This is a genomic window from Paraburkholderia metrosideri (assembly GCF_904848625.1).
Classification (GTDB): Bacteria; Pseudomonadota; Gammaproteobacteria; order Burkholderiales; family Burkholderiaceae; genus Paraburkholderia; species Paraburkholderia metrosideri.
The window spans coordinates 577,585-598,062 of sequence record NZ_CAJHCP010000003.1 but is presented as its reverse complement, the minus strand read 5'-3'; the positions used below and the strand labels follow the sequence as shown (position 1 = coordinate 598,062).

Genomic DNA, 20,478 nt, shown 5'->3' with positions numbered 1-20,478 from the left:
CATCATGGCAAAGGATAAGGGCGACAAGAAGCACGCGGACACGGCGCAAGCGGGTTTCGCCGCGCTCAGTCCGTTCGAACTGAAAGACGAACTGATCAAGGCCGCGGGCGGCGGCGCGGTGGAGCGGCCCGCCAATGCATCGATGCTGAACGCCGGTCGCGGCAATCCGAACTTCCTCGCGACGATCCCGCGTCACGGCTTCTGGCAACTCGGCCTCTTTGCGATGCGCGAGTCCGAGCGTTCGTTCGCGTATATGCCCGAAGGTGTGGGCGGCTTCCCGAAGCGTGAAGGATTGACGGAGCGCTTCGACCTGTTCCTGCGCGAGAACAAGGGCGTGGCCGGCATCGACTTTCTGCGCGGCGCGATCTCGTATGTGCGCGATCAACTCGGCTATTCCGCAGGCGACTTCCTGTACGAAATGTGCGAGGGGATTCTCGCATCGAACTATCCGGTGCCGGACCGGATGCTGAAGTTGTCAGAGCTGATCGTCGGACAGTACCTGCGCAAGGAGATGATCGGCGATCACCCGTTCGTCGGTGAATTCGACGTGTTCGCGGTGGAAGGCGGCACGGCGGCGATGACGTACATCTTCAACACGATGCGCGAGAATCATTTGATCAAGCCTGGCGACACCATCGCACTCGGCATGCCGATTTTCACGCCGTACATCGAGATTCCGCGTCTGAACGACTATCAGTTGAACGTGGTGAATCTCGAAGCGGATGTGGCTACCGGCTGGCAGTATTCGAAGAAGGAGCTCGACAAGCTGCGCGATCCGAAGGTGAAGGCGTTCTTCCTCGTGAATCCGAGCAATCCGCCGTCGGTGAAGATCAACGACGAGAGCCTCCAGTACATCGCCGATATCGTCAAGGAACGCCCCGATCTGATTCTGCTGACCGACGACGTGTACGGCACCTTCGCCGACGACTTCGTGTCGCTGTTCGCGCTCGCGCCGAAGAACACCATTCTGGTGTACTCGTATTCGAAGTACTTCGGCGCGACCGGCTGGCGTCTAGGCACGATTGCGACGCATCGCGACAACGTGCTCGACAAGCTGATCGCCGAATTGCCGAAAGAAGCGAAGAAGCAGTTGCACGAGCGTTACGAGTCGATCACGACCGAGCCGGACAAGCTCAAGTTCATCGACCGCCTGGTGGCCGACAGCCGCACCGTCGCGCTCAATCACACGGCGGGGCTATCGACACCGCAGCAGGTGCAGATGGTGCTGTTCTCGTTGTTCTCGCTGATGGACACGCCGGACGCGTACAAGAACGCGCTGAAGCGCCTGATCCGCAAACGCAAACAGGCGCTCTACGAAGAGGTCGGCATTTCGTTCGAAGACGACGATCCGAATCAGGTCGATTACTACACGATTCTCGACATCGAGTTTCTTGGCGAGCGGATGTACGGGCGCGAGTTCGTCGAGTGGCTTTACAAGAACACCGAGCCGACCGAATTGCTGTTCCGGCTGGCGCGCGAGGCGCGCGTCGTGCTGCTGCCGGGGCGTGGCTTCGGGACCCAGCATCCGTCGGGCCGCGTGTCGCTGGCTAATCTGAACGAGTCTGACTATCGGCAGATCGGTCGCGCGCTGCGCAAGCTGATCGAAGATTACGTGGAGCGTTTCAACGCGGCGACCGGCAAGAAGCTGGACAAAACTGCTGTGAAATAGCGGTGCATTGCGCTGCGCGAACGTATAAGCATAGTCAAAAAACTTGCGCAATCGCGCGGATCGGTGAATGATCGGACGAGTGGCCTCACCGGCATCACGCTGGTGAGGCCATTTGTTCCTTTAGCGTTCTGACATTCACGTACCGATCATGCCGACTCCCTCATCCCATACCGTTGCATCCGCAGTGCCCTGTCCGGTTGTCGAATCGCTCGACGCCATCCTCCCAGAAGAGCCGTTATTGATGATGGGCGCCGGCCCTGTGCCGATTCCCGCGGCCGTCGCCAAAGCCAATACGATCGTGATCAATCACCTGGGCGCCACGATGGTCAAGGTGATCGGCCAGGTGAAGACGATGGCTCGCTACGTGTTCCAGACGCAATCGAAATGGGTGCTGGGCGTGGCGGGACCGGGATCGGCCGCAATGGAAATGGCGATCTCGAACCTCGCGTGGGAAGGCACCCGCGTGTTGTGCATCAAGAACGGCTTCTTCAGCGACCGGATGGGCGAGATGGGCCGGCGCGTCGGCGCGAAGGTGAGCACGCTCGAAGTGGACGACCGCACCGTGGCGAGTCTCGACCAGATCGCCGAGGCGATTCGCCGCGAGCGTCCCGAGATCGTGACCGTGGTGCAGGGTGAGACGTCGAATACGGTGTGGAACTACCATCTGAAAGACATCGCCGCGCTGGCGAAAGCCGCCGGCGCACTGGTGATCGTCGATGCGGTGTGTACGTTAAGCACGATGCCGCTCGAAATGGACGCCTGGGGTATCGACGCGGTGATTACGGGCGGGCAGAAGGGCCTGTCGTCGATTCCGGGCGTGTCGCTGATCGCGTTTTCGGACGCCGCATGGGCGCGCGTCAAAGGACGAACCGCGCCGAATGCGCATTGGTGCCTCGATGCGTCGCTCGCGGAAAACTTCTGGCATAACGCCGGCTATCACTACACGGCGCCCGTGTCGGGTGTGCTCGCGTTGCACGAGGCGTTGCGGCTGGTGTGCTCCGAAACGCTCGAAAAGCGCTTTGCGCGCCATCTGAAATGTTCGCTGGCGTTGCAGCAGGGCGTGACCGCGCTGGGCTTGCAGTTGTATGCGCCGGCGCCTTGCCGCCTGAATTCGGTGGTCGGGATCGAAGTGCCGGCCGGGCTGACACCGGCGGATGTCTGCTCGCATATCTCGCGGCAGCATCAGGTGGAAATCTCCGGTTCATTCGGTTTGCCGATTGTCCGGATCGGACAGATGGGCGAGCAATGCCGTGAACACAACTTGTTCCGCACGGTCCATGCGCTCGGGCGGACGATGGTAGACCTCGGCGTGAAAGTCGATCTGCCTGCGGGTGTCGCCGCGCTCGAACGGGGTCTGTCGGAAGGCAAATAGCGTGTCTGTGGCGCGGCGCCCTGGGTCGCCGCGCACGCTTTCGTCTACTGAAGCAGACTTCTTCGCAGAACTTGCCGATCGCAGCACGGATTGATTCGTGAAACCGGTGCCTGCCTCGCTCTCTCGCCCATTCGCGGCGTGCATCAAGTGAATGTTACTGGTAAGAGGAAAACCCTTTCCTCAGTTTTTACCGACCTCTGTGCGGCGGCGCACGGATTGCCCCAAGGCCCAGTCGTAGAGTCTGTTTTACGCGGAAACTTCCAAAGGCTTGTGCTGCGTTGCGGCGAAACATCTGTTGTTTTAAACACGGCGCATGCCACGATGCGTCGGCCTGCGCTCGGGCAGGATTTTCGTCCCAATGTCACAGCTTGAACACCACGCGCCCTTCTGTGAGGCGGCTAACGGTTTTGTGTTCCGCTTCGATGGTTCGTCGCGTTAATTCCGATGAGGGTAGCGGGCTTACGCACATACGAAGGCTAAGGGAATCGAGACTATGACGAGCGCATACGGTTCTGAGCAACTGGCGGGGGTGATTGTCGGTGCGCAGCTCAATGGACTTGGCGTGGCGCGATCGCTCGCTCCCGCTGGAGTTCCGATTATTGCGGTGGATACGAGAAATACCAGTGCGGGCTTGTGGAGCCGCCACGTTAGCGGTTATTTCATCAAGAGCTTTATCGGCAAGACCTTTGCCGACGACATGATCGAACTGGGCAAAAAGTTCAGCCGCCCACCGGTACTGATATTGACTGACGAAGACGCGGTGCACGCTGTTTCCGAAAATCGCGAAGTACTGGCTAACTGGTTTCGTTTCCGTCTTCCGGTAGACGACACCGTCAAGATGTTGTCGAACAAGGCGAGATTTCACGCTTTCGCCCAGCAGCATAATTTTCCGGTCCCACGGTCCGTGATTTTGCAGCGGGCGTCCGACATCGAATATCTGTCGGAGTTGCGCTATCCGTGCGTGCTTAAACCGGAAGACAAACGCAACGTACTGAGAGGAGACAAAGAGCGGGCCGTTCGCGTCGACTCGTTGTCCGAGGCGCGCGAGCGAGCTCTCGCCATGCTGAATTCGCCGGGCGGCATTATTGCGCAGGAATGGATCGAAGGGCCCGACAGCAATATCCATTTCACACTCTTTTATCGCGGCGACGGCGGCAATGTGGTCAGCATTTTTACTGGCCGCAAGGTTCTGAGTTCGCCGCCCGGCGTGGGCAGTACGGCAATCTGCGTTGCCGCGCCCGAAGCGCGGGCCATTCTCGAGCCGCTGACCCTGTCGTTTGCCGAGCAGGCCGGTTTCGACGGCATGGGCAGCATCGAATATAAATGGGACGACAACTACCGGCGCTTCGTGATGGTCGAGCCGACGGTCGGCCGCACGGACTGGCAGGAAGAAATCGCCACGCTCAGCGGCGTCAATATTCCGCTGGCCGCGTATCGGCATGAAGTCGGACTGCCGCCGATTCCCGACCGTCCGTGCCGGGTGCCGGTGGCGTGGTGGGCGTCATTTACCGACCGGGTGCCGGCCGATGTACTGCCCGAGCGCACGAGGATCGTCGATGGCTATTTCCGTTGGCAAGACCCGTTTCCCGCGCTGCAATTCTATTGTCTGCTGAGTCCGCTGCGGCGCATGAAGCGTCGCTGGCTGGCGATCAGGGAACTCGATTCGGGACACGTCAAGGCCTGACCTGTACGCGTGAGTTTCGCCGACGTCATTGCTGAAGCGAAAGACGCGTATCACATCTTCCTCGGCTCGGCGCTGACGTCGGTGTATATGTACGCGAACGTCATCATGTTGCGGATGATCAGCGGACCCGGCGCAGTCGGTTATTACGTGGCGGCGGAGCGGCTCACCAATGCGCTGAAAGCGTGTACCGCGCCTGCCATTCAGGCGTTCTTTCCGAAGATTTGCGTGGCCTATGAGAACGGCGACCGCGAGTACGTGCACAAGGTCAATCGCGGCTTCATGCTGGCGTTTGCCGCGTCGGCGATATTGATCCTGGTGGGCTTCACCGTGCTGGGTGAATGGTTCGTCGGGCGCTTTCTCGGCGAGGCATTTGGCGAAACGTTCCGGATTCTGCGGATTCTCGTTTTCGTCCCGGCGATCGTCGGCATGACGACCACCCAGGTGATGCTCACGATCATCGCGTCGGGTAATCAGTCTTTGCTCAAGCGGATCTATATTTACGGCGCGCTGTTTCACCTGGTTCAGGCGCCGATTTCGATCTATTTGTGGGGTGGCGTTGGCACCGCATGCTCGGTTGCCGCAACGGAGCTGTTCATGCTGATCGGCGTGTATCGCGTGTCGGCAAGAATCAACCACGGGCAGATCGCGGTGAAGGCGCAATCGCAGCAGCCTCAGCCGATCAAACCGGAGATGGCGACAGAGGCCGATTGAAGGTGGTGTCGATTGACCACCTTCCGCGCGCGAGCCGGCCAAGGTTCGCGCGCAATTAATGCCACTGCTGCCCCGGCCGCCAGGGCGCCCACGGCGCTTACAGCGCGGCGGGCATATTCGTCACCTTGGTGTGACGCAGATAAAGCACGGTAGACAAACCAACCGCCGCCGCCGCAGCAATGGCGGCGAACAGGAACACCGAGCCATAGCCAAACTCGCCGGCGATATAGCCGGCGAGCGGCCCGGTAATCCCCAGCGACAGATCGAGAAACACGGAATACGCGGACAACGCCGCGCCCCGGCTGGCGGGCGGCACGAGCCCGACCGCTTCGACGCCGAGAGCGGGGAACACCAGCGCAAAGCCGAAGCCGGTCAGCGCCGCGCCAGCCAGTGCGATATGCGGCTCGGGCGCGAGCCACAGCATCAGCAAACCGGCGCATTCGAGCGAGAACGAAGCAATCGCGACGCGAAAGCCGCCGTAAGTCTTGATCGTGTTGGCGAACAACAGCCGCGCGCCGATGAACAGCGTGCCGAATACCGTCAGCGACAAAGCCGCATTCGGCCAATGTCGGGCCGCGTAAAACAGCGTGATGAAGGTAGCGATCGAGCCGAAGCCGGCAGAACCGAGCGCGAGGCCGATGCCATGCGGCAACACGCGGGTGAACACGCTGCGATACGACATCCGCTCACCGTGGACGATCGGCACCGGCGCAATCGGCCGTGCCAGATAGAAACCGAGCGCGGCCAGCAGGATCACCAGAATGCCCAGCGCGGCAAAGCCGATCGAGTGTGCAATCGCGACGCCGAGCGGCGCGCCGATGGCCAGCGCGCCGTAAGTGGCGATGCCGTTCCACGAGATCACGCGGGCGTTATTGTGAGTGCCGACCCGGCCAATCCCCCACAGAATTGCGCCCGTGCCGCACAGGCTTTCGCCGAAACCCAGCACCAGCCGGCTGCAGACCAGCAGCGTCAGGCTCAGCACCGGCCAGCGTCCACACAGCACGGCCAGCAACAGCAGAACCCCGCTCGCCCCACATCCCATCAAGCCGATCGACACGGTTCGCTTCGGCCCCAGCGTATCCGCCGAACGGCCGGCCAGCGGCCGTGAAGCAAGCGTCGCCAGATACTGGACGCTGATCGCCGCGCCCGCCAGCACGACGCTAAAACCGAGATCGCCGTGGACGTAGCCGGGCAGCACCGCGAGCGGAATGCCGATGGTCAGATAACAAAGAAACGTGAAAAAAACGACCGGAATGATCTGCAGGGTCGTCGCAAATTCGCTGCGAGGTGTCGCGGAGTCGGTGGACATGGGGAAAACGAGACTTGAAAACGGCGGGAAGCCATGATTTTCCCATGGAACCGATTCTCTTGCAGTATTTGCTTAATTTTTAATCCCACCAATCAGGATTTTTGGACTCTTATAGTGATGGGCTTTTTGCACTGCAACCGCGTGCATTGAGCGCCGATCTCGCGCGATGTCGCGAAAAGTCCTTATTCAATCTGGCCGTTAATCAGCAGAAAATAGAAAAACACGGCAAAAATCTCCCATCGACATAAGCTGAGTGGCTCTCCAATCCATCTCGATATCTTTTTGCGGATATGTCCCGCATGCGATCCGAGCTATGGGTTGGTTTTATTGACGGTGATAATTTTCGAATCGTCACCGCAGCACGTCCGCTCATCCGGATATCCGCACGGACGCAGAACACACGAGAGTAACGAGACATGACTGAGCCGATTCGCTTCTACCACCGCAACGCGATCCGCGAGATCAAGGACGCGCCCGTCACCCGCACCGTCCTCCAGTATCTGCGCGAGGATGCGCATTGCACCGGCACCAAGGAAGGATGCGCCGAAGGCGATTGCGGCGCCTGCACCGTCGTTGTCGGCGAGCGCAATGCGGCGGGCGGGGTCGACTTCAAGTCGGTCAACGCGTGCATTCAGTTCGTGCCGACGCTCGACGGTAAAGCGCTCTTCACCGTCGAGGATCTGCGCCAGCCGGACGGCTCGCTGCATCCGGTGCAGGAAGCGATGGTCGAATGCCATGGCTCGCAGTGCGGTTTCTGCACGCCGGGTTTCATCATGTCGATGTGGTCGCTGTACGAAAAGCACGGCCACGAGCAAAGCTGCGCGAACAAGACCGTGCCGTCGCGTGAAGCGATCAGCAATGCGTTGACCGGCAATCTGTGCCGCTGCACCGGTTATCGGCCGATTGTCGATGCGGCCGTACGTATGTTCGAAGCGCCGGCTCCGAAGGTGCCGGTCAATGTTGCCGCGCTGGCCGATAAGCTCGCCACGCTCGAACGCAAGGACACTTTCCACTACCAGCACGCGGGCCAGCAGTTCGCCGCACCGCGCACCGTCGACGCGCTCGCAAAGCTCAAGCAAGCCGAGCCTGGCGCGCGTATTCTCGCGGGCAGCACGGACATCGGCTTGTGGGTCACGAAGCTGATGCGCGAGTTGGGCAACATCGTCTATGTCGGGCAGATCGCGGAATTGCAGAAGCTCGAAACCAGTGGCGACTGGATCGAGATCGGCGCGGGCGTCAGCGTCGAAAAAGCCTACGCGGAGATCGCGAAGCAATACCCGGAACTGAACGAAATGTGGCAACGCTTTGCATCGCTGCCGATTCGCAATGCCGGCACGCTCGGCGGCAATATCGCCAACGGTTCGCCGATCGGCGATTCGATGCCCGGCCTGATCGCATTAGGTGCACGCGTGATCGTGCGCGGCGGCGAAATCGAGCGTGAGATGCCGCTCGAAGATCTGTACGTCGCGTATCAGAAGAAGGACATGGCCGAGCACGAGTTCGTTGTCGGCCTCAAGGTGCCGACGCGCACCGGCGCGCGCCAGAACCTGCAATTCCGTACCTACAAGCTGTCGAAGCGCTTCGATTCGGATATCTCGGCCGTGTGCGCCGCGTTTTCGTTTATCGCCGACGGCAACGTGATCCGCGAGCCGCGCATTGCGTTCGGCGGGATGGCTGCGACCTCCAAACGCGCGACGCACGCCGAAGCCGTGCTGCGTGACGCCGACTGGCACGAAGCCACCGCGCAGGCCGCGATGATCGCGCTCGGCAACGACTACGCGCCGCTGTCCGACATGCGCGCGACCAGCAACTATCGTCTGGAGGCCGCGAAGAACACGTTGTACCGCTTCTGGCTTGAAACGCGCCCGAACAATCCGCTGCCGAAAAGCGCGCTCGACGTGCGCGCGGTTGCCGCGGCATGCGCGCCTGCTGGCGCGAGCGTCTGAGTCGCATCGCGCATTCGAAGCCTACGGAGAACAACATAATGAATCAGCAAGCCGAACCGTTCCTCAAAGACCTGAAGGAGCTCGACGACTTCACGCAGGTCCACATCTCGCGTCCGCACGAGTCCGCGCATCTGCACGTGAGCGGCCGCGCTACTTACACCGACGACATCCCGACGCTCGCCGGCACGCTGCATGCCGCGCTCGGTCTGTCGACGAAACCGCACGCGAAGATCGTGTCGATGTCGCTCGACAAGGTGCGCGCGACGCCCGGTGTGGTCGCGATCTTCACCGCCGAGGACATTCCCGGCACCAACGACGTCGGCCCGATCATTCACGGCGACGATCCGATTCTCGCCGACGGTGTCGTCCAGTACGTCGGACAACCGATCTTCATCGTGGTCGCGACATCGCACGAAACGGCGCGTCTTGCCGCACGCCGCGCGGAAGTCGTCTACGAAGAATTGCCCGCGATCCTGACCGCGCAGCAGGCCCGCGCGGCAAACCAGCACGTGTTGCCGCCGATGAAACTGGCGCGCGGTGAAGCCGACACGAAGATCGCGCGCGCTGCGCGTCGCGAGGCGGGTGAGATGCTGCTCGGCGGGCAGGAGCAGTTCTATCTGGAAGGGCAGATCTCATACGCGGTACCGAAAGACGATGACGGCATGCACGTCTATTGTTCGACCCAGCATCCCACCGAAATGCAGCACATGGTCGCGCATGCGTTGGGCGTCGCGTCGCATAACGTGCTGATCGAATGCCGGCGGATGGGGGGCGGTTTTGGTGGCAAGGAATCGCAATCGGGTCTGTTCGCGTGCTGCGCGGCACTGGCTGCATGGAAGCTGCTGTGCCCGGTGAAGCTGCGCCCGGATCGCGATGACGACATGATGGTCACCGGCAAGCGCCACGATTTTCACTACACGTACGAAGTGGGTTACGACGATCAGGGCGTGATCGACGGCGTGACGGTCGACATGACTTCGCGCTGCGGTTTTTCCGCCGATCTGTCCGGACCCGTGATGACGCGTGCGTTGTGTCATTTCGATAACGCGTACTGGCTGTCTGACGTGACGATCGACGGCTTCTGCGGCAAGACCAACACGCAGTCGAACACCGCATTCCGTGGCTTCGGCGGACCGCAAGGCGCGTTTGCGATCGAATACATCATGGACAACGTCGCGCGCTCGGTGGGCGAAGATGCGCTCGACGTGCGCCGTCGCAATCTGTATGGCAAGACTGAGCGTAACGAGACACCGTACGGTCAGATAGTTGAAGACAACGTGATTCACGAGTTGATCGACGAACTCGAAGCGACCAGCGAGTATCGCGCGCGTCGTGCCGAGATCAACGAGTTCAATGCGAACAACGAAGTGCTGAAGAAAGGTCTCGCGCTGACGCCGGTCAAATTCGGCATCGCATTCAACGTGACGCATTTCAACCAGGCGGGTGCGCTCGTTCATATCTATACCGATGGCTCGGTGCTCGTGAATCACGGCGGCACGGAAATGGGCCAGGGTTTGAACACCAAGGTCGCGCAGGTCGTCGCCCATGAACTGGGCGTTGGCTTCAATCGCATTCGCGTGACGGCTACCGACACCAGCAAGATTGCCAATACCTCGGCGACGGCGGCATCGACGGGCTCCGATCTGAACGGCAAGGCCGCTCAGGATGCCGCGCGTCAGTTGCGCGAACGTCTGTCCGCGTTTGCCGCCGAGCGTTTCGGCGCAGGCAACGTGAGCGCCGCAGAAGTGCGCTTCCTGCATGATCGCGTGGTCATCGGCGAGATGATCGTGCCGTTCGAAGAGGTGATCGCCAAGGCCTATCTCGCGCGCGTGCAGCTTTGGTCCGACGGTTTCTATGCGACGCCCAAGCTCTATTGGGATCAGTCGAAGCTGCGTGGCCGGCCGTTCTATTACTACTCGTACGGCGCGGCCGTCTCGGAAGTGGTGATCGACACGCTGACCGGCGAAATGCGCGTGCTGCGCGCGGACGCGTTGCATGACGTGGGCGCATCGCTGAATCCGGCGCTCGACGTGGGTCAGGTCGAAGGCGCGTTCATTCAGGGCATGGGCTGGCTCACGACCGAAGAGTTGTGGTGGAACGCGGGCGGCAAGCTGATGACGCACGCGCCGTCCACCTACAAGATTCCGACTGTCAACGATACGCCGCCCGACTTCCGCGTCAGGCTCTTCAAGAACCGCAATGCCGAGGACAGCATCCACCGTTCGAAGGCGACCGGTGAGCCGCCGTTGCTGCTGCCGTTCTCGGTGTTCTTTGCGGTGCGCGATGCGGTGTCGGCGGTGGGCAACCACAAGGTCAACCCGCCGCTGAACGCACCGGCCACCAGCGAGGAAATTCTCAAGGCGGTGGGCGCGGTGCGGGCGGCCACGGCCGCGTCGCGTCACGCTGAGCGTGTGTAACGGCAACTGATAGGGATGATCGACATGAACGCTTTCTCGTCCATTCAGATCGGCCGGCGCAGCGCCGTTCAGCTGCCGCGTCCGGCGCCGATGCATATCGTGCTGTTCGGTGCGGGCCACGTCGGGCATGCACTCGTGACGCTGCTTGGCAGCTTGCCCTGCGTGGTCCAGTGGGTCGACGAACGTGACGAACTGTTCCCCGATGAAACCCCGCCGAACGTCCAGATCGAAGCCACCGACACGCCCGACGCGATTGTCGATACGGCGCCCCCCGGCGCGTATTTTCTCGTGATGACGCACAACCATGCGCTCGACTTTTCGCTGGCTGCGCGCATCATGCGACGGCGCGATTTCACGTACTTCGGCATGATCGGATCGAAGACCAAGCGCGTGAAATTCGAGCGTCGATTGCTGGAGCGTGGTGTCGATCTCGACCGGCTCGTCGAGATGACGTGTCCGATCGGCGTGGGCGGTATCGTCGACAAAGCGCCATCCGCGATTGCGGTCGCAGTGTGCGCGGAGTTGCTGCAGATCCGCAGTCGTCAGATCGCCGCGCAGGCCACAATGCAAAGGCTTTGCGCGACTGTTTGAGTCGGCGTGTGAGGGCGGCGCCGGTTGTCACGGGACAGGCCGTGAACAGCAACCCCTCAACCCTCGAGAACCGCCGCGTTCCTGCGTACAGGCCGTTTCGCGCGCCGTACCTTGTGCGCGACCAGTTCCTCCGACACTTGGGACATCAGCGCGCGCAGCCAGCCGATATCGCTCGGCCGATCCGGGTGCGGGTGCCACATCTGATAACACTTGATCCGCGGAAACGCGATCGGCACCTCGACGATCGCGAGCGGCAGCATGTTCGCGTAGTGAGCCGCGAAGCGGCGCGTGGTCGTGAAGATCAGATCCGATTGCAATAGCGTTTGCGGCACGAGTCCAAAGTAAGGCAACGTGGCGACGATGCGCCGCTCGGCGCGCGCGCGTGCAAAACCCGTGTCGATCGCGCCGCCGCGCGCACCGCTATACGGCGTCGGCGCGAGATGCGGCGCGGCGAGATACGCTTCACGCGTCATCGGCATGCGGGTCAACGGATGATCGGCACGCATCAGGCAGACGACCGTATCGGCAAACAGATCGCTGCGTTCGAAACGCGGATCGGGCTTCGGCCAGTTGCCGATCACGAGATCGAGCTCGCCAGCGTCGAGCGCGGAAGAATGATCGAGCAACGGTCCGAGCGATTCGATTTCGAGCCGCGCATGCGGCGCCGCCTCGCGGAAATGCGCGATGACAGTCGGCATGAAGAAGTCGTTCAGATAATCCGGTGCGGCTACGCGGAACGTGCGGCGCGAGCGGCCAGGATCGAAATCGCCGTGCGGCGTCGCGACGAAATCGACTTCGCGCAGCACGCGTTGCGCGGACGCGAGCAGCGACTCGCCGTATTCGGTCGGCACCATGCCCGACTTGCCGCGCACGAGGATCGGATCGTTCAGGGTCTCGCGCAGTTTGCGCAGCGCGGTGCTGATCGCGGGCTGGGTCTGATTCAGACGCAGCGCGGTCTGCGTGACGCTGCGCTCGACCAGCAGCGTGCGCAATACGCGCACGAGCCAGATGTCGAGTGAGGCGGCGGTGTCATCCATGGTCGGGGCGAGGCGGTGCAGGCGGATCGGGGCCGATGAAGTGTCGGACGAAGCCATCCGCGGGACAGCCCGCGTACGGGGCGCAAAAGTTTATAACCTTAGGCCCGTTTGCGGTGTAGCGGCATAGCGGCTACGGTATGACCGGCATCAGCGGGTCTTTTTTTGGCTGCGGTCAGGCGGGCGCGACTGCCTTTCAGCTTGCCGGATCGCAAGCCGGCCGCTGGCGCCGCGCCTGACGCCTGACCTCACGCGTGACTCAGGCCGCCGTGCCCAGCAACCCCGCTGGCAGCGAACTGACCCGCTTCACTTCCTTCGATTCAAGCCAGTTCGGCGTACGTGCGCAGTACAGCACCATGGGCAGCGCGTCCTCACCCCAGAACAGCTGGTCGTTCAGGCGAAAGGTCGGCACGCCGTAGACGCCCAGGCCGATCGCATCTGCCGTGTTGCGCTTCAGTTGCGCCAGCACCGCTTCGCTTTTGATCAGTTCGGGACCGTCCGGCACACCAACCCGATCGCACAGTTCGGCGAACGCGGTGTCGCTGGACGGATCACGGCCCTCGCGCCAGATAAAGCGGAAAATCTCGCGCACGAACTGGATGTCGCCGTTCGCGGCGGCGGTGGCGAGCAGCATCGGCTTGGTCGAATCGAACGGATGCGACGGCGGCATCTTGTACGGAATGCCCAGTTGCTCCGCGCGGAACAGCGCGTGGCGGTACATGAAGATGCGCTTCGCGGGCACGCTGTACGCGGGTCGTTGACCCCAATGCTCATACAGGTCGTTCAGCACCACCGGTGTGAACGCGAAATCGAAGCCGGGCCATTTGTCGTGTTGCTCGAGCAACAGGTAAGTAAAAGGCGAGACAAAGTCGTAAAACCACAGCGGTTGCGTGGCGTCGATGCCAGCGGTCATAAATGTCTCCCGGATTGCCTGTTTTCGGACGGTGTGTCTGTCATACCGTCGAAATTGTAATGATCTTACGCGGTGCGGTCGTCGCTTGCACCCGTCAAAATGCTTTCGTGTCAGTGGGGTTCGGCGTACCGGCGGAGCCGGAGGCGGCGCTCGTGTCGAGCGGCTCGTTCATCGCAGGCGTGGCGGGCTCGGTGCTTTCCCGTGCCGGTCCTGTGCGGGGTTGGGGTGCGCGCGGCTGGCGCGCGGGTTGTCCGGCCCGTGGTGCGTGCCCGAGCCGCCGCCGTCATCGTCAGGACCGTTTTCAGGTCCGGCGTCTGGATCTGCGGCCGCGTCGTCGGCGTCGTCCGGTTGTGTGTCGCGTGCCTGGGTGAGCCGCCGACGCACGAAGCCGATATGCTCGCGCAGCACGTAAAACTGATCCGCATACGCAAGCGGCATCTTCAGCCCGTTGACCGACTCTTCGATCTCGTCGAGCCGCTCGATCAGCGACGCGCGCTCGGCAGCCGAATGTTCGCTGAGCGCGCTGCGCTCGATGGCGATCAACGAGCCATACCACCGATAAATCCGTGACTTCACCCGCCATGCATACAGCCCCGGCACGATCCGCAACGCCGGCACCAGCAACACGATCAGTGGCACGACGACCACCAGCAGCCGGTCGGCGAGACTCGCGATCCAGAACGGCAGGGTCCGGTAGAGGAAGCTCTTGCCCGACTTGTAATAGCGCGCGGCGTCGTCGCTGATCGGGAAGTCATGCGACAGCGGTGCGGGAAATTCGCCGGCGCGCTGCATGATGCTCGGGCCGCCGTGCACCTCGCGCGCCGCTTCGATCAGCAGATCCGACAGCGCGGGATGCAGCGAGTCCCGCGCGACCAGCTCGGCGGTCGGCGCCACGATATTGATCGACGCGGACGGCAGATTCTTGCCGAGGTCGAATGCGCCCATCGGCATCCTGAGCTGGGTCAGATAGGGGAAGCGGCGCGTGTACGCTTCCGCCTGCGTGAAGTCGTAGAAGCGCACGTTCGGCGTGCGATACAGCTTGCCCATCACCGCCGGTTGCGCGGAATCGCCCGCGAGAAAGGCTGCGTCGACCTTGCCGGAGACGAGTGCTTCGGCGGCGTCGTCGCCGGAGAGCGGCAGGAGCCGGGTCGCACCGCCCGGCACGATGCCGTTGGCCTTCAGCAGCGCGAGCGCCAGTTCGCGCGTGCCGCTGCCTTCGGCGCCCACGGCCAGCCGCTGGCCTTTGAATTCGGACAACCACATGACGGCTGGCCCGTGATAGAAAATCGCCAGCGGAACATACGCGACGCTGCCAAGCGACATCAACCCTTTGACCGGCGGACCCGGCGAGATGCCGTCCTGCACGAAGCCGACATCGACCTTCGAGGCGGGGTCCGACAGCCGCTTGAGATTTTCCACCGAGCCTTCCGACGACAACACATTCAGCGTGATGCGGTTGCGCGCGAGGATGGTCTTGTACTTCTGCGCGGCATTCCAGAAGGTGCTGCCTTCGGGGCCGGCGCTGATGGTCAGCGTGTTCGGCGGCGCGGGCTGGATGAGCCGCACGGCGACCCAGATCGCCACGATGACGAGCAGCAGGATCGGTCCGAACGACACCGCCAGATCGCGCCAGGAGATCGCGACGAAGCGGGCAACGAGACGGGGAGGGCGTTTGCGGCCGGTAGCTGGCTTCATCGGATGACGTGACGGCGACGGTCGAAAGTGAACGGGGACAGCGATTGCAGCGCGCGAACCTGATGCATCTGGCGATGCAGCCGTAGCACGCTCGCCATGCAGCCAGAACGGCTGACCGCTGTGGAGGGTCGCGCCAGGCGACGAGCCATGTCACGAGCCAGAGCGCCAGCGCGCGTCGCGCCGATGGTACCTGAGATTCACGCCATGGCGGAATGCGACGCAGCCGCTAGCGCCGACAAAACCGTAACAAATCGTGAACATCGCGGGAACATCCGTTGCATGCCGTATGCATACATTGCACAGCAGAGCGACGCGCCCGCGCTACCAGTATGAACGCAGCGTGAAACCCTCGCGACCCCGCCCAGGCTTGATGCGCGGATGCGATGTCGGTCAGTGCGAGTCCCTTGCGGGCCAAGGTCCAGACACCCCATGAATCAAGCCGCCGCGCCAGTCGGCGACGCTCCCGCAAGCCACTAAACCCTTTGCGCTTCAGGCTCGCCTGGATTAAATTGAGCGTCGCTGCCGCAAACCAACGTTTGCGCGGCGCGACCCGGCAGGACAGACAAGAACCGGGCGCGTCGGCAAACATCGCGGCTGGCGGGTTCTTTCGCCGCATGACATGCCCGCCATTGCTTGCGGCAAATGGCAACCCGTCTCTCCTGCCTCTCGCACATCGTGTCGCAGCCATGTCGGCCGCCACTGCGCCGCGCCTTGTCGCGCCGCAAGCGGTCGCCGGTAGTCGTAGCCAAGCCGCTGTTACATGCGGTCCAATGTGAAACCAAGGAGAAGAGAAACTATGAAATCGGTCGGTTTTCTGAAAGCGCTGGGTTCAGTCGTAGCAATGGTGGTGGCGTGCAACGTGTACGCGCAGGCAAGCGATGCAGCAAGCACGGTTTCCCCAGCCGCGGCAAACGTCAAGGCCGGCAAGCGGGCGAACAATCAACTGGGCCGCAAGGTGCGCGCCGCTCTCACGAAAACGCAAGGTCTCGACGTGTCGAACATCGCCGTGCGTGCCCGCGGGGGCGCAGTGACGCTGACCGGCACAGTGCCCGACCAAGGCCAGATCGACTCGGCCGGCACGGCTGCCAAGGGTGTCGCAGGCGTGTCGTCGGTGTCGAACAAGCTGACCGTTATGCAACAGTAATCAGTCTGTCATGAGTACGCAGCACGAATCCGTGCTGCGTCCGGCAGGCGGCGACGGCGGACCTGGCATCGGGATGGTGCGGGGTGGAGGAGCCGGCTAAACACCGGAACGCCCCATCGCGATGCAGGTTTGCACCCCAAGCTTCGGCACTGCGCCGGAGCTTTTTTTTCGGCCCGTTTTTTCACGCAGGCTTTTTTGAAACGGGGATGATGGGTTGCCACCGTGGCGTCCAGGCCGTCCGCGCCGCGACGGCCAGTCCGTGCGCTATGACACACTATTGACGTGTCCCGAAGCGTACTGTGGATGCATGGGAACCGGAGCCAACATCATGGGAACCACGCTTTTGCGCTATACCGACCTGCCGATCGGCGATCGGGCGGCTTTCGAACTGGTCTGCGCGCGGCACGGTTTTGCGCCGGTGCATTTCGACATCAGTGCCTGCGCGAAGTCCGATGAGCCTGCGCACGAGCGTCTTGTCACAGTGCGGCGTGGCGGTTGGGCGCAGTCCTATCACGACCATCACGGTCAATGGATACGGCAGTTCGAGGCAGATCTGACCTGCCGTTTTTTCAAGTAGCCCGCAGGTGATGAGTGGCGCGGCGCATCGTTGCCGCTGCGTGAGTATTTTTTTCGACGCGTGGGCGATCGGGCGAGGCGCCGACCCCAGCATCTGGCCGACGCCTTGAGCCTTAGGCCAGCACGAGCCGCGCGCCGACCAGCGTGAGCGTGGCGGCCAACAGATTGCGCAGCAGCGCATCCGGCGCGCGCGACGACAGATAGCTGCCCACCGCAATGCCCGGCAACGAGCCCACCAGCAGCGACAGCAGCATCGACCAGTCGATCGAACCCAGCAGCCAGTGCCCCGCGCCTGCCAGCAAGGTGAGCGGCACCGCATGCGCAATGTCCGATCCGACGATGCGGGTCGTCGGCAGCAACGGGTACAGCAGCAGCAATACCGTGACGCCGATCGCGCCGGCTCCCACCGATGTCAGCGATACCAGCACGCCGAGCACTGCGCCGGTCAGCATGGTCAGCGCCAGCGTGCGGCCGTGTTTCGGTGCGCGTTGACGGCGTGCGCCGAGCGCCGCGAGCTGCGGACGAAACACCAGCGCTACCGCCGTGATCAACAGCGCCGCACCGAGCACGACCTGGATCAGCCGGCTTGCGCCAGGCGTGTCCATCCCATAGCGATGCAGCAGGATCAGCGTGATCGTGGCCGCAGGCACACTGCCGGCGGCAAGGCGCAGCGTGATCTGCCAGTCGACCGAGCCTTTCAGACCGTGTACGAGCGTGCCGGTCGCCTTGGTCGCGGCTGCGTACAGCAGGTCGGTGCCGACCGCCGTGGCCGGATGCACGTTGAACAGCAGCACCAGGATCGGTGTCATCAACGAGCCGCCGCCGACGCCCGTCAGTCCGACCAGGAAGCCGACGAACAGGCCGGAGACGGAGTACAGCAGATCGATGTGGGGAAGTGCCATTGAGCGGACCGTTGACGGTCGGGTGGGGTTGAACGAAGTGCGCGGATCGCACGCATCGGGCTGGCCGGCCGGTTGGCTGCCAGAGCCATTCGGGCCGACGTCCGCGTGCGCGCTTCGTTGGGGCGCGGCGGGGACGTCGCCGCAAGCGCTCCACGGGCCCGCCGCGGAGCGGCGAAAGCCGCTATTGTCGCAAAACTACTGCGCTTGCGTACAACACACGCTCAACGGGGCCGCGCGCGATGCGCCGCCCACCGCCTCTTTTTGCCGGTTTCTGCCGATGGCGGCCATCCGCCGCCGGTCCTGTCTAAAGCGCGCGGCGGATTTCAACGACGCCGAATGCGGCCAGCGTGAAGCCGACGATCCGGTCGATCGCGACGCGCAGCTTGCTGCCGATCGCATGCCGCGCAAGCGACACCACGGTCACGAGGAAGCACCACCACGCGATCGATCCGCAGAACACGCCGCCGACCGTGGTCAGCGCGATCGCCGACGAGAACGCGCCGCGCGGCGCGAGCGTCGTGAACAGCGCGGCGAACATGATGACGGTCTGGGGGTTGGTCAGCGTGAGAAGTAGCGAACTCGCGTAGGCGCGGCCGACCTGAGCGAGCTGGCCGTCGCCGTCGCCGCTGGCGCTGGTGGTGTCGGCGGCGGGCTTTTGCAGCAGCGTGCGCACGCCGAGATACAGCAGGAACAGGCCGGCGATCAGGTGCAACGGGCGGTCGTAGGCGAGCATGAACTGCGAGATGCCGACCAGACCGAGCGCCGCGATCAAACCGTAGACGGCGTCGCCGGTCGCAATGCCGAAGCCAATGGCGAGGCCCGCTCGCGGACCGCCGCTCAGCGTGCGGCGGATGCACAGCATACCCATCGGACCGACCGGCGCGGCAATCGCGAGGCCGACGCCCGCGGCGGTGAAGAACAGACTGGTGGTGGACATGGGAGGCCCTTGATTCGTTTGGTCGGGAGGCTCTTTGTATTTCTATTCTGTACTTGCTATTTGGCGACGGAGAGGAGGCTGTGCCGCCAGCAAGCCCCTGAGCATAGCCACACCGAAAAAACCAGACAAGACCGGACAAGCAGACGTCGCTTGGTTCAACACGGCGGCGAGCGGTAACGAAATAAAGCGCTCCGGCAAACAACCCCGCTACAGGACTCCGCCCCACGCGATGCGCGAGCCGTGTGCGCTTCGGGCGCGAGACGGTGATCGTCTGCCAGGCGGGAGATGCGGTCTGCGGGCTTGCAGTCAGCGAACGGGCGTGAGACGTTGGGTGCGGTTCGTGAAACCTGAAGTGTGCGTGGCGCTGGCGAGGCAACATCATTCCTGCAGCTATCGCGCAGATCTGGCGGAGTCGTTTCCGACAGGCATTAGCGCTCGTACAGTGGGATTCGCTTACTGGTGCAGGCGTAGTTCAGCGACGTTTGCCAAGCTTGTGATCTCAGGATATGTGAGCCGCTTTGGCGTCGAAGCCTTATTCGTTTTTATTTCCCGCGCGATGTCCGCAGCCGGAATAAAACAGGGCCGCCTGAAAACAGCGGGCCCTCTCGGTGTTAGTGCTTCTTCTGTGTCGCCGATACAGTCTGTGCTACTCGAATGGGCGGCGCGCCCGATGGCGAAGTAGCAGGTTGCGGCTTCTTCTCCTGCTTCGGCTTTTTGACTTCGCGATTACTGCGCATTTGACCTTTTGCCATGACGGGCTCCCAATAGATGGTTCGCTCCCCGGAGGAGCGACAGTCGGGATTGTGCGCTGATTTCGCCGTTGGCGGCGGGTTTCTGCTATTTTTGACCCTTGACCTTCCCGCACTGCATTGCGCAAGCCGGCCCCGATGCACTCGCCGGCATCGCCCATGATCCGAATGGTCGAAATCGCGGGCCTCAGACGGACTTTACGCAAAAGACGCACTTGTCCTACCGAGTGATATTTTGCAGAAACTCTAATGGGGGACGCGTCCGCACGACGGTGTCTAATAGTCAGTCCCGATAATCGCCATAATCGTCATTCCGGGTAAGCTGGCTGGATATGTTTCCGAGGAGCAGAGCGAGCAATATGACGCCGGTCGTCGCAAGAAAGAGCGCGCCGATTATTGAGGCGAGGGTCAACATTAACCATGAAAGGCCGTTCATAGATGCAGCTTCCGGATTTCTTGCCGCATGTTAGCTCGTCTCGAGGCGGCCTTTTGTGCGCTAGCACGCGCCGCAACTAGTACGCGGCTCGGTCAGCACGTCATTTTTCGCCGCGCTCATTGTCCCCGACATGGCTCTGAAATACGGTCTTCGTATGGTGAATCGAGATTGAGCGTCGCGTGGTGCGGGCAGCCACACGATCATGCGTTGATTCAATTGGTCAGGACGGCGGTTCTGCGCATGCGGGCAAGCTGGAGCGCCCAACTCTATTGTTCGAATCCCACCGGTCCATGCGGAATTGACAGCCAATAAGCTAGCAAATCCTTCCTGCCGGTCATTCGGTAGCGCGGCCAGGGTTGTCTGATTTTCATGTTTCATATCTGCAACGCTAAT

At 62.4% G+C, this 20,478-nt stretch carries 15 protein-coding genes; 9 read left to right on the top strand and 6 right to left on the bottom strand.

Annotation, left to right across the window (positions count from 1 at the left end; genetic code table 11):
• Positions 1-4 precede the first annotated feature (4 nt).
• From LMG28727_RS08395 to LMG28727_RS08380, 4 genes are all read left to right on the top strand, one after another.
• Positions 5-1,669, top strand: a complete 1,665-nt coding sequence (locus LMG28727_RS08395; RefSeq protein WP_201641823.1) for a bifunctional aspartate transaminase/aspartate 4-decarboxylase — start codon at positions 5-7, stop codon at positions 1,667-1,669.
• Between the two features lie 148 nt (positions 1,670-1,817).
• Positions 1,818-3,041, top strand: coding sequence for a pyridoxal-phosphate-dependent aminotransferase family protein (locus tag LMG28727_RS08390; protein WP_201641822.1), 1,224 nt, complete (start codon positions 1,818-1,820; stop codon positions 3,039-3,041).
• Positions 3,042-3,534: 493 nt separating this feature from the next.
• Positions 3,535-4,725, top strand: coding sequence for a carboxylate--amine ligase (locus LMG28727_RS08385; protein WP_236591662.1), 1,191 nt, complete (start codon positions 3,535-3,537; stop codon positions 4,723-4,725).
• Between the two features lie 9 nt (positions 4,726-4,734).
• Complete coding sequence (locus LMG28727_RS08380) at positions 4,735-5,436, top strand: oligosaccharide flippase family protein (protein ID WP_236591661.1); 702 nt, start codon at positions 4,735-4,737, stop codon at positions 5,434-5,436.
• 97 nt (positions 5,437-5,533) lie between these two features.
• Here the strand turns inward: LMG28727_RS08380 and LMG28727_RS08375 are convergent, their stop codons facing one another.
• Positions 5,534-6,745 (bottom strand): MFS transporter, encoded by a 1,212-nt coding sequence (locus tag LMG28727_RS08375; RefSeq protein ID WP_201641821.1) that lies wholly within the window; start codon positions 6,743-6,745, stop codon positions 5,534-5,536.
• A gap of 416 nt (positions 6,746-7,161) precedes the next feature.
• Between LMG28727_RS08375 and xdhA the strand changes: the two genes are divergently transcribed.
• The 3 genes from xdhA to xdhC are packed head-to-tail and all read left to right on the top strand — an operon-like array spanning position 7,162 to position 11,699.
• Positions 7,162-8,691, top strand: coding sequence for a xanthine dehydrogenase small subunit (gene xdhA, locus LMG28727_RS08370; protein ID WP_201641820.1), 1,530 nt, complete (start codon positions 7,162-7,164; stop codon positions 8,689-8,691).
• Between the two features lie 38 nt (positions 8,692-8,729).
• Positions 8,730-11,108 (top strand): xanthine dehydrogenase molybdopterin binding subunit, encoded by a 2,379-nt coding sequence (xdhB, locus tag LMG28727_RS08365; RefSeq protein ID WP_201641819.1) that lies wholly within the window; start codon positions 8,730-8,732, stop codon positions 11,106-11,108.
• A 24-nt stretch (positions 11,109-11,132) separates the two neighbouring features.
• Positions 11,133-11,699: a xanthine dehydrogenase accessory protein XdhC gene (xdhC, locus tag LMG28727_RS08360; protein WP_201641818.1), complete on the top strand. Its 567-nt coding sequence runs from the start codon at positions 11,133-11,135 to the stop codon at positions 11,697-11,699.
• A gap of 56 nt (positions 11,700-11,755) precedes the next feature.
• Here the strand turns inward: xdhC and LMG28727_RS08355 are convergent, their stop codons facing one another.
• The 3 genes from LMG28727_RS08355 to LMG28727_RS08345 all read right to left on the bottom strand — a co-directional run bounded on the left by LMG28727_RS08355 (position 11,756) and on the right by LMG28727_RS08345 (position 15,341).
• Positions 11,756-12,736: a LysR family transcriptional regulator gene (locus LMG28727_RS08355; protein ID WP_201641817.1), complete on the bottom strand. Its 981-nt coding sequence runs from the start codon at positions 12,734-12,736 to the stop codon at positions 11,756-11,758.
• Between the two features lie 256 nt (positions 12,737-12,992).
• Complete coding sequence (locus LMG28727_RS08350; RefSeq protein WP_201641816.1) at positions 12,993-13,646, bottom strand: 2-hydroxychromene-2-carboxylate isomerase; 654 nt, start codon at positions 13,644-13,646, stop codon at positions 12,993-12,995.
• A gap of 168 nt (positions 13,647-13,814) precedes the next feature.
• Complete coding sequence (locus LMG28727_RS08345; RefSeq protein WP_201641815.1) at positions 13,815-15,341, bottom strand: TAXI family TRAP transporter solute-binding subunit; 1,527 nt, start codon at positions 15,339-15,341, stop codon at positions 13,815-13,817.
• A 796-nt stretch (positions 15,342-16,137) separates the two neighbouring features.
• Here LMG28727_RS08345 and LMG28727_RS08340 point away from each other — a divergent pair.
• Together LMG28727_RS08340 and LMG28727_RS08335 are read left to right on the top strand one after the other, a co-directional pair.
• Complete coding sequence (locus tag LMG28727_RS08340) at positions 16,138-16,485, top strand: BON domain-containing protein (RefSeq protein ID WP_201641814.1); 348 nt, start codon at positions 16,138-16,140, stop codon at positions 16,483-16,485.
• Positions 16,486-16,813: 328 nt separating this feature from the next.
• On the top strand, positions 16,814-17,062 hold the full coding sequence (locus LMG28727_RS08335; RefSeq protein WP_201641813.1) for a hypothetical protein: 249 nt from the start codon (positions 16,814-16,816) through the stop codon (positions 17,060-17,062).
• Between the two features lie 112 nt (positions 17,063-17,174).
• Here LMG28727_RS08335 and LMG28727_RS08330 read toward each other — a convergent pair whose 3' ends face one another.
• Both LMG28727_RS08330 and LMG28727_RS08325 read right to left on the bottom strand, forming a co-directional pair.
• Positions 17,175-17,963 carry a sulfite exporter TauE/SafE family protein gene (locus tag LMG28727_RS08330; protein ID WP_201641812.1) on the bottom strand — a complete coding sequence of 263 codons (789 nt, stop codon included), beginning with the start codon at positions 17,961-17,963 and terminating at the stop codon, positions 17,175-17,177.
• Between the two features lie 304 nt (positions 17,964-18,267).
• Positions 18,268-18,900, bottom strand: a complete 633-nt coding sequence (locus LMG28727_RS08325) for a LysE family translocator (RefSeq protein WP_201641811.1) — start codon at positions 18,898-18,900, stop codon at positions 18,268-18,270.
• Positions 18,901-20,478: the final 1,578 nt, after the last annotated feature.

What these genes read in the sequence shown, in the direction of transcription:
- LMG28727_RS08395 (WP_201641823.1), top strand. Translation starts at nt 5, where the DNA reads ATGGCAAAGGATAAGGGCGACAAGAAGCACGCGGACACGGCGCAAGCG.
- LMG28727_RS08390 (WP_201641822.1), top strand. Translation starts at nt 1,818, where the DNA reads ATGCCGACTCCCTCATCCCATACCGTTGCATCCGCAGTGCCCTGTCCG.
- LMG28727_RS08385 (WP_236591662.1), top strand. Translation starts at nt 3,535, where the DNA reads ATGACGAGCGCATACGGTTCTGAGCAACTGGCGGGGGTGATTGTCGGT.
- LMG28727_RS08375 (WP_201641821.1), bottom strand. Translation starts at nt 6,745, where the DNA reads ATGTCCACCGACTCCGCGACACCTCGCAGCGAATTTGCGACGACCCTG.
- xdhA (WP_201641820.1), top strand. Translation starts at nt 7,162, where the DNA reads ATGACTGAGCCGATTCGCTTCTACCACCGCAACGCGATCCGCGAGATC.
- xdhB (WP_201641819.1), top strand. Translation starts at nt 8,730, where the DNA reads ATGAATCAGCAAGCCGAACCGTTCCTCAAAGACCTGAAGGAGCTCGAC.
- xdhC (WP_201641818.1), top strand. Translation starts at nt 11,133, where the DNA reads ATGAACGCTTTCTCGTCCATTCAGATCGGCCGGCGCAGCGCCGTTCAG.
- LMG28727_RS08355 (WP_201641817.1), bottom strand. Translation starts at nt 12,736, where the DNA reads ATGGATGACACCGCCGCCTCACTCGACATCTGGCTCGTGCGCGTATTG.
- LMG28727_RS08350 (WP_201641816.1), bottom strand. Translation starts at nt 13,646, where the DNA reads ATGACCGCTGGCATCGACGCCACGCAACCGCTGTGGTTTTACGACTTT.
- LMG28727_RS08345 (WP_201641815.1), bottom strand. Translation starts at nt 15,341, where the DNA reads ATGAAGCCAGCTACCGGCCGCAAACGCCCTCCCCGTCTCGTTGCCCGC.
- LMG28727_RS08340 (WP_201641814.1), top strand. Translation starts at nt 16,138, where the DNA reads ATGAAATCGGTCGGTTTTCTGAAAGCGCTGGGTTCAGTCGTAGCAATG.
- LMG28727_RS08335 (WP_201641813.1), top strand. Translation starts at nt 16,814, where the DNA reads ATGGGAACCACGCTTTTGCGCTATACCGACCTGCCGATCGGCGATCGG.
- LMG28727_RS08330 (WP_201641812.1), bottom strand. Translation starts at nt 17,963, where the DNA reads ATGGCACTTCCCCACATCGATCTGCTGTACTCCGTCTCCGGCCTGTTC.
- LMG28727_RS08325 (WP_201641811.1), bottom strand. Translation starts at nt 18,900, where the DNA reads ATGTCCACCACCAGTCTGTTCTTCACCGCCGCGGGCGTCGGCCTCGCG.